The sequence below is a fragment of the Chryseobacterium sp. CG10_8 genome (assembly GCF_058117085.1).
Genome location: NZ_JBYVEB010000008.1, coordinates 24,897 through 39,206, shown reverse-complemented (window position 1 = coordinate 39,206; position 14,310 = coordinate 24,897). Strand labels below are relative to the sequence as shown.

The 14,310-nt window shown below is 33.9% G+C and carries 12 protein-coding genes; 10 read left to right on the top strand and 2 right to left on the bottom strand.

Going from position 1 to position 14,310, the window contains the following annotated elements; translation table 11 throughout:
• Nucleotides 1-663: 663 nt before the first annotated feature.
• Complete coding sequence (locus AC4AGG_RS02935) at nucleotides 664-1,800, bottom strand: hypothetical protein (RefSeq protein WP_489770487.1); 1,137 nt, start codon at nucleotides 1,798-1,800, stop codon at nucleotides 664-666.
• Nucleotides 1,801-1,804: 4 nt separating this feature from the next.
• The gene (locus AC4AGG_RS02930; protein WP_489770486.1) at nucleotides 1,805-2,221 is read right to left on the bottom strand and encodes a superinfection immunity protein; all 417 of its coding nucleotides are present in this window, start codon (nucleotides 2,219-2,221) and stop codon (nucleotides 1,805-1,807) included.
• Between the two features lie 406 nt (nucleotides 2,222-2,627).
• Here AC4AGG_RS02930 and AC4AGG_RS02925 point away from each other — a divergent pair, with 406 nt between their 5' ends.
• From AC4AGG_RS02925 to AC4AGG_RS02880, 10 genes are all read left to right on the top strand, one after another.
• The gene (locus tag AC4AGG_RS02925) at nucleotides 2,628-3,542 is read left to right on the top strand and encodes a helix-turn-helix transcriptional regulator (protein ID WP_489770485.1); all 915 of its coding nucleotides are present in this window, start codon (nucleotides 2,628-2,630) and stop codon (nucleotides 3,540-3,542) included.
• Between the two features lie 157 nt (nucleotides 3,543-3,699).
• Nucleotides 3,700-4,200: a M15 family metallopeptidase gene (locus tag AC4AGG_RS02920; RefSeq protein ID WP_489770484.1), complete on the top strand. Its 501-nt coding sequence runs from the start codon at nucleotides 3,700-3,702 to the stop codon at nucleotides 4,198-4,200.
• A gap of 47 nt (nucleotides 4,201-4,247) precedes the next feature.
• The gene (locus AC4AGG_RS02915; protein WP_489770483.1) at nucleotides 4,248-4,898 is read left to right on the top strand and encodes a hypothetical protein; all 651 of its coding nucleotides are present in this window, start codon (nucleotides 4,248-4,250) and stop codon (nucleotides 4,896-4,898) included.
• A 118-nt stretch (nucleotides 4,899-5,016) separates the two neighbouring features.
• Complete coding sequence (locus AC4AGG_RS02910) at nucleotides 5,017-7,038, top strand: hypothetical protein (protein WP_489770482.1); 2,022 nt, start codon at nucleotides 5,017-5,019, stop codon at nucleotides 7,036-7,038.
• A gap of 6 nt (nucleotides 7,039-7,044) precedes the next feature.
• Nucleotides 7,045-7,362: a YrhB domain-containing protein gene (locus AC4AGG_RS02905; protein ID WP_489770481.1), complete on the top strand. Its 318-nt coding sequence runs from the start codon at nucleotides 7,045-7,047 to the stop codon at nucleotides 7,360-7,362.
• A 185-nt stretch (nucleotides 7,363-7,547) separates the two neighbouring features.
• Nucleotides 7,548-8,582, top strand: coding sequence for a patatin-like phospholipase family protein (locus tag AC4AGG_RS02900; protein WP_489770480.1), 1,035 nt, complete (start codon nucleotides 7,548-7,550; stop codon nucleotides 8,580-8,582).
• A gap of 230 nt (nucleotides 8,583-8,812) precedes the next feature.
• The gene (locus AC4AGG_RS02895; protein ID WP_489770479.1) at nucleotides 8,813-8,953 is read left to right on the top strand and encodes a hypothetical protein; all 141 of its coding nucleotides are present in this window, start codon (nucleotides 8,813-8,815) and stop codon (nucleotides 8,951-8,953) included.
• A 77-nt stretch (nucleotides 8,954-9,030) separates the two neighbouring features.
• Nucleotides 9,031-9,213, top strand: coding sequence for a hypothetical protein (locus AC4AGG_RS02890; RefSeq protein ID WP_489770478.1), 183 nt, complete (start codon nucleotides 9,031-9,033; stop codon nucleotides 9,211-9,213).
• A gap of 153 nt (nucleotides 9,214-9,366) precedes the next feature.
• The gene (locus tag AC4AGG_RS02885) at nucleotides 9,367-13,059 is read left to right on the top strand and encodes a hypothetical protein (protein WP_489770477.1); all 3,693 of its coding nucleotides are present in this window, start codon (nucleotides 9,367-9,369) and stop codon (nucleotides 13,057-13,059) included.
• 66 nt (nucleotides 13,060-13,125) lie between these two features.
• Complete coding sequence (locus AC4AGG_RS02880; protein ID WP_489770476.1) at nucleotides 13,126-14,298, top strand: DUF6402 family protein; 1,173 nt, start codon at nucleotides 13,126-13,128, stop codon at nucleotides 14,296-14,298.
• Nucleotides 14,299-14,310 lie beyond the last annotated feature (12 nt).

The window sequence follows — 14,310 nt, the reverse complement described above, 5'->3', positions numbered from 1 at the left end:
TTCCACCCGTTTGCGACGGTAGGAGCAAACCGAGAGGGGTATTGAAGGTAGACGAAACCGTAATGTAGTGTTAGCGAAATAAGGTTTTGTATAGCAAAATACACTTCTCGACCCTTAGTTATTATCCTTCTATATTTCAAATATAATAATTTCCTCTTACTTTTATTATATCCTCGACTTTTTTTCGTCTTCATTTTCACTAATCAACCATCAAATCTGGAAATTCTATTTTAAAATTTTCGTGGTAAACGGGGTCGGGTTTCAAAATAAAATGAATCTGATTTGGTATGAAATATAGAAAAGAGATTTCCCTTTTTTGAGTCTTTTATTCATTTGTAATTATTTGAAAATAGTAGCTCGTCGTTTTTTATTGAGCTTTTTTTTCAAAATTTTAGAGATGTTATTCTCATTCTTCTACTGAAATTTTATTTGTTTTTTAGGTCTCGAGCTCGTCGGAATTATTATCCTAGTTTGTCTCGGAATTTACAAATTCAGAAAATTGAAAATGCGTTTCAATTTTTCTTTCTTCAATATGCATTTTGAAGGGGAAAAATAAAAATTGAGAAGCCATCTCTTTTCTATGTTATGAGATGGCTTCTCTTTGTATTAGAACCTACTTTTAAACTTTGTTTTGACAATAATTGTAGTGTGAAAATTCCGTTGCTATTCCGGAAGCTTGTTATGGTGTATCCGATATACAAACTCTCCCCTTTCAATCTTCTTTACTTGTTCTTCAATGATTGTTTTGATTTGGTTGATTTCGTAAAATGCAATCCGAATAAAGTTAATATTATTTTTTCGGGTATAATCATCTTTTATTTTGTCGTTGCTAAGTCTGGTTTTAAATCCTTCTTCGCCGTTCCATTGCGGAACATTGAAAAAATGCCCTTCTCCGTCGGCTTCAACCAGTAGATTTATTTTTTCAACGTAAAAATCAAATCTGAGGTGGTAGGTGTTTTTACAATCTTCGTATGTTTTCTCTGTAATGATGTCTTCCTTTGAAAAATACTTCAGCAATTCTTGATAAGTCAATTTCCATAGTCGGCTCTGATCTTTTTGACAGAGACTACACGCTCTTTGTCCTTTGAAATGTTTGTATAGTTTCTGCTTGAATTTAATACCATGTTCTCTACACAGAAACCACCCGCATTCTTTATCTTTTATATCCCGCTCTAAATAATAGACTTGTCCTCCAAATTGCTCAAAGGATCTTTTTCGTACAATATCCGGAGTAAGAATACTTTCGTACTTTCGGTTCTCTTTAGTACATATTCCACAACCTTCAGGAAAGCTTCCTTTAAGGTTATAACTAACCATGTTTCTCAGAAGCTTTCCGTGAGCACATTCAAAGATGCCATATCTGAAATCATTTTCATCTCTTTTAATGAATTTGAGTTTTCCCATATGTACTTCTTTGCACTTATCTCTCACATAATCATCGGTTAATGCGTGGGGATGCTTATCTCTTGGCATGGAGAAGTTTCGGGCTTTGATCGTGGTGCTGAGGGTATGATGAAAACACTCCTGGCAACCTTTAGGAACTCTTCCGGCAAAATGAGAGCTTAACATTTGCTCGAAGGGGATATTATGTTCTGTACATTCGAAGTATCCATAGTGGATATCATTTGATTTTCTGCCAAGAAATCTGTATTTTTTGTTGAACATGGCATCCGAACGCATTTGAATCAATTCGTCGGTAAGCAAATGTCCATTGCTTTTATCAAATCCTTTCTTACTTTTATTGGGTTCTTGATTTTGATCGTTATGATGGTCTTGATTGGTATTATCTAAATTATCCATTTTTTTATTGGTTTAATAGTTTTTGTTTTTCGGTTTCAAATTCTTCCTCTGAAATGGCACCAGTACTTTTGAGTTGGTTCAGCTGTTCTAGTTGAGAATACCTATTTGGAGATATTGTCTCCGAAAAATTATTGATGACCATACCTTTACTGCTTCTGAGCAAACTCCAAATCAATGCGGCTACCCAACCAATCAAAGTCCATCCTAATAATACATTAAGCGCAATTAAACCGATTAGGTTATAGTGCTTTCTTACTAACCCGATAATACTGGGCAAAAAATACAGGAATCCAACCAGGATAAATAAGATGTGCATAATGTTGAACCGAGGTTCATAAGGTGGCTCTGGAGAGCTCTGCAGCAATGCGATGCTGCTCATGGGAAAAATGAATTCTCCCAAAATGAAAATTGAAATCTTCATAAAATCTGTGGTTTTTTTATGATACGGGTTCCTGGTATCGAATTGTTCTGAAACAACAAAGGCGTGGAACCGAAGCCAATCTGTTACTGAGGTACCGCTAAGAACCCGATGACCAGAAAGACTCAGCCCACGCCCGTATAGAGGCGCAGGCGTAAGCCTATCAACTTGGTCATCAGTGAAAATTAGCGGTTTTCAGTAACCTGTTTGATAGCTTACGCTTTGCGTAATATTTTATGAAAACAAAGGTAATTCTTTGTTTTATCTTTTAATGTCTATTTTTTAACAAAAATTTAAAGTATTAACAATCTCTTACTTACAATGCTGCTGAGATTAGTTGAAAATTATTTTTTTAAAGCGACACGATTTGTCGTGTTGCCACTTTATATTTGTTTATCAATAAAAAAACATGAAAAAAGACTTCTTTCTTGCTCGATATTCGCTTATTATCAAACGATTAGAAAAATCTCCTGCAACTTTTGAACAAATACAGGATTACTTGCTCAATTCTTATGAATTTGTAGATGCACAAATCTATTCTTATACGATTAGGACATTGCAAAGAGATTTGAGGGACATCGAACAGCTTTTTGATATTTCCATTAAAAACAAAAAGAAAAAAGACAACCGCTATTTTATCGAGGATCGACCAATTATGGAAGTTGACGAGTACAACCAAAGATTGTTGGAATCCCATCAAATTGTTAATGCAGTCAATGCCTATCCTGATTTTGCTGATTATGTTTTTCTTGACAGCAGAAAACCAACAGGAGTTACTAACTTTTATGACTTACTGTTTTCCATCCGAAATCGAAGGGTGATTAGCTTTAACCACGAAAGTTATCTAAAGAAAGAACATACGATTAGGAAAGTTCATCCACTTGCACTTAAGGAATCCAAAGATCGCTGGTATCTCATTGCAATTGATAAAAAAGACAATATTTTAAAATCATTTGGTTTGGATCGCATTACTAATTTAGAGGTAATGAAAGCTACATTCAAAAAATATGAGAACATAAGTCTTAAGGAACAATTCAAATTTGCGTTCGGTGTTATGAATCCTGACAACACAGAACCTAAACGAATTGTCATCCAAACCACAAAATCACAAGGCGAATACATCAAAAGTTTTCCGCTTCACAGTACCCAAGAAATTATTTCTGAGGATAGCGAAAACTATGTTTTTCAGTTGGTGCTTTATCCAACGTATGATTTTATGCAGGAAATTTTGTCTTTTGGAAAGGAAGTGGTTGTCATAGAACCGCAATGCTTAATTGATGATATCAAACATCACCTGCAAGAAAGCATAAATCATTACAAGTAAAAAATTAAACTCACGATTCTATCCGCAACCAAACCAAGTTGCGGATTTTTTATTCTTTATCTGATAAAAATTATCTTACAAAATCCATTTTTAATGCGAAGCCTTTTGTCGCTTTAGCGGATTAGCTTTGCTCCAGTAACAATTAAAACCAAAAGTTATGGACAAAGTAACACAACAAAGAATTGAAAAATTACACCCTTTGATAAGGGATGAAGTCACACAGATTATCGAAGAGTGCAATAAAGCACTCACCGGAAAAGCTGAAGTACGGATTACACAAGGACTGCGAACCTTCAAGCAACAAGCCGACCTTTACTCTTTGGGAAGAACCAAACCCGGACAAAAAGTAACCAATGCAAAACCCGGACAAAGCATCCACAACTACGGATTAGCAGTTGACATTTGTTTGATGATTGATGGAAAAGTCGCAAGCTGGGACACCGCAAAAGATTGGGACAATGACCGCGTTGCCGATTGGTATGAGTGTGTGAAAATCTTCGCAAAATACGGTTGGGATTGGGGCGGAAACTGGAAACGCTTCAAAGACCTCCCTCATTTTGAAAAAAGACAAATTACCACCACATCCGGAACGATTAAAAATTCTTGGAAACTGCTATCTAAGATGAGGCAGGATAAAAGTGGTTATGTCGTAGTGTAAAAAGGAAATATGATTTCTAAAATAGTAACAATTAAAACCAAAAAAACATGAACATTTACGAAACATTTCCTGATTTTTATGACTTTGACTCTCATGATCAGGAAGAGTTAATGAACACTTTTAAAAGTAGTAGTATCTTAAATTTTGAACAAATACAAAAAGGAAATTTAGGAAAAGGAAAAGATCTTTTTACAGTAGGTAAAGCCAATAAATCTTTCGAAGACATCAGTAGGGATGTTTGGGCTGAAATGAGAGGCGAAAAAATAGTACATAATCCTATAAAATCATTCTTTACAAACCTGTGGGTAGATGAGATAACTCTTTTCACTATATTAAAATCTAACATAGATTTTAACACTTATATTTTTGATGCAGAAAAGAATTTTATTAGTGCTCGAAAAGAGGTTGAAAAAATAGAGGTTGAAAAAATAGAATCTCCAAAGATTGACAATACAAGATTGAAAACTGAAGTGGTTAAAAATCTGATAATTCAAAAGAAACCTCCTATAGATCAATTAATAGCTAGGAGTACTTTTTTCGAAAGAATTGATGGTAAAGTATGGCTTAATATAAGTCTAGGATATATTGATCCACAAAAGTATACTCATAAAATGACGGTAAACATTACAAAGAAAGAGATAACATGCTCAATAAGAATTCCTTATAGAACAAATAAATTAAGGAATAGATCTGGTTAAAAATGAAGTAGAAACGATTCTCAAAGACAATACAGAACCAGATGCCATATTGATGTATCTAAGCAACGCTAATGATTATATAGATGTAATATCTCATCTTTTTCCTCATCATGAGGATATGGCAAAAGTAGGATTAATCTTAGACTTTGAGGAAATAGGTTTTGGGCTCAGCTCCATTGAAGATTTACAGTTTTTTTATCAGATATTACCTGATTTTGTATTGAACGGAGTAAAATATAAAGGCGAAATAAAGAAACTTTCAGACGAATTATTGTGGAACCATTTTATTAAGTTTTTAAAATATGACTCACAAATGTCCAGAGATCAAATTTCTATCAGCACATGGATTGACTCATTTATAGATCCTTTTCGGGACAAAAGCAGGTATGCCATGCGTATTCTCACTGCTATTTCGGGAGAGTTTGTCTATGAAAAACTAAAGAATGACCCAGGGCTTATACTTCATATCTACCATTCATTAGATGGAGAAAGTGAATATATAGGAGAAGGAATCATTTCGGAAATACAAGAAATACATCATCTACAAAGCTTAAGTAATAAAGAACTTTTTGTAGCATATATTACCGCTTTTATGCAGTCAAGACATGCTATGGATGATCAACACCAACCAGAAAAAAAAGGATGCCTTTTTGCTTTCGGAGTAACAAAAGATAATGACACTGTTGAGAGACACTGTGAACTTGAAGGAATTTGGATGGAACGAAACCCCAATCACAAAGTAACACTAAAGAATACCGTCAAAGCGTGGAATCTAAAAAAGGAGGAATTTGATTATGAGGTATTAATTGAAGACGGACAATTCAGTCCCTTAGACATGCTGAGTCTCAAACTTTATGATCGAGTGAAACTAAAAAATGGAGAGAAAAAAAACATGGAGATAGACACGGTAGTTCCCGCTCTATTTTTATACCACATCGCTCAACGAAAAACAACAGAAGAAGCACTTAGGGGCTTACGTATTGCTGGGGACTTACTTGTAGTTGCGGTTAGTCTTTCTACTTTAGAATCAGGAGTATCTGGTGTCCCTCTGTATATTGCATGTGCAGACATCGGTTTTGCAATCGCAGATTTTTATATAGAAACAAAACTGCGAGAAGAATTGCAAATGACTTCTAGAGGCAGAAAAGTATTAAATACTTGGGATAATATATACATGGCACAAGGCGCAGGAAGTCTATTAGCAACATGGTTTCCAAAAGCGACAACAGCGGTGCTGGAGACAACAGTTCTTATGTATGCTTCGGGATCTAATATTGCCAAACAAAATAGAATTAGCAACTTAATCAAAAATACCCTATATTCGTTTCCCTTAAAAGGCTTTTCCAAAAAAGGACTCACAGTACTGTTAAATGACGGTATTAAGAAAGTAACAAAACATAAATCTGTTTTTGAGAAACTGAATGTTCTTTTTGTAGAAAATGCGGATAAAGAAATAGGCATTTTTTATAAATGCAAGAAAGTTTTCCAAGGAAACTCTTCTGAAAGAACAGGTACTTTTTTAGACTATATCTTCAGAAAAGCGGGAGGAAATCCGGCAAAAATAAAAGAGGAACTAAGCCGCCTTGCCGGAATGGCAGATGAATTAGTAGACATTGTAGCTCATACTAGCATGTCTGTACAAGAGTTTCGAGCTGGTTTAAAAGCTCTACAAGAAACCAAAATTACCGCCGAAAATGCAATAGATTTTATTAATGATGCAAGAATTTATTTTAATCATATTGTAAAAGAAGTTGACGGAACGGAAAAGATTGTGCAAATAGGAAGAGATAATTGTGTAGAAGTAGTAAAAGTCATAGAAGAATTTTTTAGAACTGGTAAAATTAACACTGCTGTTTATTCGGAGGCACAAAATTATCGTGTATTAGAAAACTTATATGGAGTAGGAATTAAAGGATTTAGAACTTTTGAACTCAAAACGTTAAGGACGCAAGAAGAGTTTATGTCAATTGGGGACAGAGGAATTTTACTCTGTGAAAGAGGACCAAATTTGAAATCCCATGTTATTAATATAATGAAATTAGAGAAAGATAGAATCAAATATATTGAGGGACAAACCTTCTTAGGCGAAATAAATCTTCTACAAGAATTTAAATCATTCAAATTTTTAAAAACAAATTAAATTATTATGCTAACAGAACAAGAGATTATTAAGATTGCAAATGACTACTTAAAGAAAAAGGAACAAAGGGGAGGAATAGAGTTGGTTATTTTAGACAAACTTTCAATCAAGAAAGATTATGGAATAATATTTTCCTATAATTCGAAAGAATATATAGATACTAAAGAAGAAGGGGCTAGATTAATTGGCAACTCACCCTTTTTAGTAGAAAATAAAACTGGAAAAATTATAGTATTTGGAACAAGCCGATCTGATGAATACTACATTCAAGAATATGAAGCAGGAAGATGGCCAGATATACCATCTTTGTCAGACTTTGAATAACTTAAAGTTAATGAAACCGTCTCAATTATGAGACGGTTATTTTTATTAATTCAATAAACTTATTGCAAATTAAATTTCTAACACGTCACCTTTTGTCGCCACCCGCAACTACATTTGTTTCAGAAGACAACAGAGCAAAATAAAAAGCAAAAGATTACTTCGCTTTGCTCGTAATGACTAAACAAATGAAAAAAATTACCATTTTATCATTAGACGGAGGCGGGATTCGGGGGATTATTTCCTGTATAATTCTGCGCTACATCGAAGAGCAACTACAGAAGTACCATCCAGAAAATAATTTGGGAGATTACTTCGATTTGGTTGCAGGAAGCAGTACCGGTGGATTGATTACCTCTATCCTACTCTATCCGGGAGAAAACGGAAAAGCCAAATATTCCATCCAAAAAGGATTAGAATTGTATTCCGAAAAAGGAGGCGATATTTTTCAGGTTTCTTTTTGGGAAAAGCTGATTAATCCTTTTGGCCTATTCAACGAAAAAATTTCGGAAGAAGCTTTAGAAGAAAACCTCCATGATTTCTTTGGAAATTTAGAACTAAAAGAATTAATCAAGCCTTGCTTAATCACAAGTTATGACATCGAAAACCGAAGAGCAAAACTCTTCAATGCCATCAATGCGAAGGAGAGCATCAATAATTTTTTGGTAAAAGATATTTGTAGAGCAACTTCTGCGGCTCCTACATATTTCAAACCGGCACAAATTAAATCCATGTATGGACAGATTTTTAGTTTGATTGATGGTGGAATGTATGCCAATAATCCATCATTATGTGCCTATGCCGAAGCCAGAAAATTAGCATTCGCAGAAATATTCAAAACACATCAGAAACCTAACTTCCCAAAAGCCAATGATATGATTATTATCTCTTTGGGAACAGGAACCGAGTCCAAAACTTACTCCTACCGAAAATTATCCAAAGCAGGTAAGATCGGATGGGTCTCTCCTATAATTGATATTCTGATGTCTGCCAATGCAGAAACGGTTGATTACCAACTGTCGCAAATATATGATACGTTGGGACACCGTAACCAAAAAAATTATTATCGGATTAATCCTTCTCTTAAAAATGCTTCTCCAGAAATGGACAATGTCAGCAAAAAAAATATAGAAGCTCTAATCCAAGCGGGTCTCTGCTATATTGATGAAAACAAAGAAGAGCTTAACCATATTGTTCAAAAATTAATCAAAAACAAAATATAAGTTTTTTTACTTATAAATAATTAATATAAGTCTTATTACTAATATTAATTCTCCAGAATAAAAAAAGAATTGAATTAATAAAAAAAATGAAAACTCATTTTTAATGCGAAGACTTTTGTCGCATCACCCATCTACATTTGTTTTCAGAAATATCAACAGAATAATTAACCTGAATGAATCGGAGCAATAAAACAAAAAGATTGCTTCGTTTCGCTCGCAACAACAAAAAAATGACAACAACAATGAACTCCGCTTTTGCAGCAGCAAACCCAGGACCACAAAAACCGAAGAAAAAATTCAATTGGAAAAAAGCATTGGAAATTTTAGTATTGATTGCCAACACAATGACTCAGTTTTCTAAAAAAAAGTAAAACTCAATTTCTGAAGCGAAGACTTTTGTCGCATTAGCCATCTACTTTTGTTTCCGAGAGATTAACAGAAAGAAACAATGAAAACACAAGACCCAATCACCGAATTTCAAAACGAAAAAGCACTTGATATAAAGCTTTTCACAGACGAAGAATTGTTGGAGTTACACATCCAAGACGAACTGCTGGAAATGGAAGATTTCTTTTCCAAAGACTATGACGAAATGGAACTAAGATTCCAAGAACAAGATGATAATAATTAAAATAAAATCCATGAAAGGAACCATTAAAGAAAAAGGTGGACATCCATTTTAGCGGACACCACCTTAAAAAATATGCTAAAACAGAAGAAAAACATTGCTAAAGAATGTCCTTCAATATTTTAACAATTAAAACCAAACAAATTTATTAAAAAAATGTCAACAAATAATAATGCAGCACAAACGCTGTTCAGATTTGTGAGTTTAAGAAACCCACAACTTACAGAAACAAAAAGAAGAAACTTAGGGTTTATCCACAGACCAGAAGGAGTAGAAGGAGTTTTTGATACTGCTGTATCAGGAAGAGGAGCTTCTGTAGCTAAAATTAGGGCTATGGAGAATGCAATAAAATCAAGCAATTTTGAAAGTACAGCCTTCGACTCAGAAAAAAAATTGGAAACTGGAATATTTGGACAATTGCTAATTATTGGAAGAAAAGTTTCCAAAAAAGAAAAAATTGAAGATCAAGATTTGGCATATACCAAAAGCTATTACACTACTTTAATCGATTCTAAAAAAGAACTTAATGGAGAAGGTCTTAAAGTATTTGAACTTCTTTGGGATAATCTAATTTATCAAGTAGTTTCTCAAAAAGATTTCTATGTGAAGGAAGCCATTAGTCATATCCTTAAAGCCATACATTTAGGGTTTGCACAAAATATGAATATTGATGAGGATGTGCTAAAAGCAAATGGCGAAAACCCATTGCAAAATGCTTTGAATGGAAAAATTGTAATGCCTAAAGAACTTTTTGTAGAAGAAACTGCTTCGGAATCTTCACTTGCAAATAGATTGTCGGGAAATAGTCTAACTGCAGCTGTTGAGCAAAGGCTGAAAGTAAATGCCAATCAACAGCTTGTTGTTAGTAAAGCCACACAAGAAAAGGAATCCTTGGAAAAACTTAACAAAGAGTTAGAAAAACTTCAAAAAAGCTACCATAGATCAAAGGAAGGAGCTTATAAAGAAGCCTATTCAAAATATCTTGAGGAAAATGCAGAACAATTAGCAAAGTATGAGATAATACTCAATGATATTGAAGCCAAAATTAAAGAAGATACTCCACAAGAAGAAATTGACCGATTGTATGAACAACTTCGAGAATTTGAAGTTCCCCCATTTGAATTTTATTACAAAAATGAAATTAATTTTGAAGATCTGAAAACAGGACTTTCACCAGAATCTTTAGATTTGTTTATTGAATTGTTTTCCGATTTGGATTTTGAAAACGAAAACTTAGAAAGTTTGTCAAAATATGAACAAATATTAACTTCGGAAACATCCATGCAATTAGGAGAAACAGGAGTTAGTATTGATGCATCCTACAAAACCTACTATGATGTTTTTGCAAAACTACAAGACCAAATCGTTTCTGCATCTCAAACAGTTCTAGATAATTCTTCTTTAGCACAACAGCAATATACTAATATTGGAGGAGCTTTGATTCCTGTTGCAGCAAACACTAATATTACCCATTTAGCATATAGTTTAATTGCCAATTGGAAAAGAAGATTTTTAATACCTGCAAGAGGTAGTGTTAATTTTTCTTTTGAGGTAGAAAACGCTTCTTGGGACATAGCTTCTGCAAAATTAACAGCAACAACCAACACAGGACAGCACATTGAAGATTTTGGAAATATTTTGGTCATAGACAATAAGATCACTTTTCCTATTATGCTCAATAATAAGTTCAGCAGTATTTCTGCATTCAAATTGGAGCTGTTTTTTAGTAATGGAAGGTCATCAGTTTTAGAATTGGCAAACCTTAGTAACAATAATCTTTATACAGGTATTTTGGCTCTGGATAGAATTAAAGTTGATGAACCTACAGCAGGAGGAACATCATCAGGAGTTACAAATGGACCAAGAAAAAATTTCGGAATTAAGCGGTTAGGCGTTGCAGATTATTTAAAAGTGGTACAAAGTGTTCACGCCTATGTTCCAGGAGAAGTTTCTAATATTGAAAATGTAATGGCAAGTGAACTTCGTCACAAATCTTCTGTTGCAAGAGATTATTCTGAAATTACGGATACCACATCAAAATCTCAAGAAACAGAAAAAATATCAGACACCTCCAAAACTTCCAGAACAGATATGCAAACTGAAGTAGCAAAAGAGCTGGATAAACAAAGAAGTATTACTGCTCATACACGTGCTACTTACGGTGGATATGGAATGACATTCGAAATAGGTGCTGAATATGCCAATAATACCGCTCAGCATGACAGCACAAGACAGGCTGTAATGAAATCTCAGGAAATTACTGAGAGAGCAATGGAAAGAGTACTTACCAAAATTTCCGAAGAAAGAGTACAGAAGATTATCAAGGAATACACCGAAACCAATGTTCATGAATTTGACAACCGAGGTAAAGTAACAGATACCGATAATCCGGATGCAGCAAGACCACAACATATTACTGGAGTATATAGATGGATCGATAAAAAGATGAAAAACCAAATCTATAATTATGGAAAACGTGCCATGTTTGAGTTTATGGTTCCGGAACCTGCAAGATTACACCGTTTAGCACTTACAGTGGGCAAAGCGCAGGTTATTACAGCTCCAATAGATCCTAGAAAATCACCAACAAATACAATGGGAAACCCCAAAACTGCAACACAGCAATTACTAGAATATTGGGCGGGAGTTTATGGAGTTACTTTAACTAGTTTACCTCAATCTAATATTGAAGTTAACCAAGATATTGTAGGAAGGCCTAATTCCGTAAAACCTTTTGGAGCAGTTGGAACCCCAATAAATATTACTCAAGATTATGCGGCCAAAAGTATGAAGGTACAATATTATATGAAAAGAAATGTGTCGTATCATAATAGTGAATTTTATTGTAGCAATGGAAAAGGGGGAGAGAAAAATTTAAATTTTGGAAGCAGGTTCAATCAAGGTATATTTAACGAAGGGGGTCTTAATCTAACAGGATCATTTAATTTTTTATACAGGGGAAGGAATATTGAAGATGTAACGCTAAATATAACGCTATATTGCCAACTTTCAGATGCGTTCATGGATGCTTGGAAGATAGAAAACTTTAACGCCATTATTGCAGCCTACGAAGCAGCCTACAAAAAATTCCAAGATGATCAAGCAGCTATAGATGCAGCACAAGCGGAAAAAGAAGCCGATGCCAAGGAAAAACAAGGCAACTTCTACCGTTATATGGAAGCAGATGTTTTGAAGCATAATTGTATCGCTTATCTTTTGCAAGATTACCTAAACATTTTGGGACAAAATTTTACCAATGGTGAAACCATGCCGACTTTCGAAGTTATTCTTGGAGAACAATTAGACCAATACACAGCACTTGCCAAATTTATGGAACAGGCCTTCGAATGGGAAATTATGGATTATACTTTTTATCCTTATTATTGGGCAAATAGAAATAAATGGCAGGAAATGTACATTTCTGAAAGTGTAGATCCTTTGTTTAGAAGTTTCTTACAAGCTGGTATGGCGAGAGTCATTGTAACTGTAAAACCAGGTTTTGAAGATGCTGTACAATTTTTCTTAGAAACCGGAAAAATCTGGAACGGAGGAGAAGTTCCTGTAATTGGAGACCCAATGTACATGAGCATTGTAGATGAGATGAGAGAACCCACAGGAAAACCACAAGGCAAATACTGGATTACGCGTATTCCTACAACACTGACGATTTTGCAAGATAAATCGACTGGACTTCCTGTGGATAAGCCACTTCCGATTTTTCCAGAAATCGATGTGGATAATTGCGAAAATCCTTCGGAACTAGAAACAGCGACCAGTTTTGAGCAAAGAGACGTGCATATGGATGCAGGAAAAGATAGTACAACAACCTTGTTTAACTATTTAGAATAGCATTTATTTTACGAACAGGCGGTAAAAAGTCGCCTGTTTTTTTACAATAATTTAAAATTTAAAAAAATGAACAAGAATAAAAGAATAGTTGCTTCTCCGATTTATAAAATGATGAAACAGGAGAGGGATAAAAAAGAAAAATATATTGCAGATTATTATTGGTGTGATATAAAATGGGGAGGATTTCACAATGGTGTTTTACCTTTTGGAATAGATGAAATTTTCACATTATGCATATTTTATGAGGAAGCAATAGGAAAAAAGGCAACAATTGATGTAATAAATAGAACTAATGGTAACCAAATTGAATCAATTAGCTTTAAGATAAGTAAAAGCAAAATGAAGATAAAGATAAATCAAGAAAAAATGTTTAATTCGTGTGATGGTAAAACTATTTGTTTTTTCTTATTAAGAATTACTGTTGGAAAAGAAATTTATTATCCAGATCCTAGATGGGAAGGACAAAACTTAAAAATTCATTTTGTTACGCTAATACCTAAAATAATGAAAAAATTAAATTGGCATTTAGCTGAAAAAGCTCAAATTGAATGGTTTGAAGGAAAAGGAAATCAATATCCATGGGAAGCAAATCCAAAATTGGATTATTATACATTAGGAGGGTTGCTACATTTCGAAAAATTTAAAAATTTTTACGAAGAACACAAGGATGACTGGAAAAAGAAAGATGCAATTAACCAACTCAAAAAGGAAATAATTAAAATGGAAAAAGATGGAATTGTACAGTATCCTACCATTAACAATGCTGTAACTGAATTTAATACATTTTCATGGAGGATTGTTGAAAAGAAAATACGTCCAAAAGAATTAAAAGGAGGAGAAGCACTGGAACTAATGCCCATATTTGAAAAATATTATTTTCTGAGTGTTCCTTACAATGAATCTGTATTTAATAAACTCGATGACTTCTTTGGAGCCATTGCAAATTGTAATTTAAGATTTTCAGCTAAAGGTTTTTTGCATTATAACAATGGAAAAATAAAAGTTGAAATAGAAAAAATTGGCACCTATATCAAGGATGGTTTTGACTTCGTAGGAGAACAGCCTCTTGGATCGTGGTCTTATGTAAACCAAGAAGTATATAAATTTGGAACGGATGCAGGAATATCTAATAAAAGCTATAGAGACTATAGATCTGACACAGGGAAAGGAGAAGACAGCTATAAGTATTCTAATCTTTACACATATAACGTGATATATCCGACATTTGAGTTGAAATAACTGTAAATTTTC

What these genes read in the sequence shown, in the direction of transcription:
- AC4AGG_RS02905 (WP_489770481.1), top strand. Translation starts at nt 7,045, where the DNA reads ATGCTAACAGAACAAGAGATTATTAAGATTGCAAATGACTACTTAAAG.
- AC4AGG_RS02900 (WP_489770480.1), top strand. Translation starts at nt 7,548, where the DNA reads ATGAAAAAAATTACCATTTTATCATTAGACGGAGGCGGGATTCGGGGG.
- AC4AGG_RS02935 (WP_489770487.1), bottom strand. Translation starts at nt 1,800, where the DNA reads ATGGATAATTTAGATAATACCAATCAAGACCATCATAACGATCAAAAT.
- AC4AGG_RS02915 (WP_489770483.1), top strand. Translation starts at nt 4,248, where the DNA reads ATGAACATTTACGAAACATTTCCTGATTTTTATGACTTTGACTCTCAT.
- AC4AGG_RS02890 (WP_489770478.1), top strand. Translation starts at nt 9,031, where the DNA reads ATGAAAACACAAGACCCAATCACCGAATTTCAAAACGAAAAAGCACTT.
- AC4AGG_RS02885 (WP_489770477.1), top strand. Translation starts at nt 9,367, where the DNA reads ATGTCAACAAATAATAATGCAGCACAAACGCTGTTCAGATTTGTGAGT.
- AC4AGG_RS02930 (WP_489770486.1), bottom strand. Translation starts at nt 2,221, where the DNA reads ATGAAGATTTCAATTTTCATTTTGGGAGAATTCATTTTTCCCATGAGC.
- AC4AGG_RS02910 (WP_489770482.1), top strand. Translation starts at nt 5,017, where the DNA reads ATGGCAAAAGTAGGATTAATCTTAGACTTTGAGGAAATAGGTTTTGGG.
- AC4AGG_RS02925 (WP_489770485.1), top strand. Translation starts at nt 2,628, where the DNA reads ATGAAAAAAGACTTCTTTCTTGCTCGATATTCGCTTATTATCAAACGA.
- AC4AGG_RS02880 (WP_489770476.1), top strand. Translation starts at nt 13,126, where the DNA reads ATGAACAAGAATAAAAGAATAGTTGCTTCTCCGATTTATAAAATGATG.
- AC4AGG_RS02920 (WP_489770484.1), top strand. Translation starts at nt 3,700, where the DNA reads ATGGACAAAGTAACACAACAAAGAATTGAAAAATTACACCCTTTGATA.
- AC4AGG_RS02895 (WP_489770479.1), top strand. Translation starts at nt 8,813, where the DNA reads ATGACAACAACAATGAACTCCGCTTTTGCAGCAGCAAACCCAGGACCA.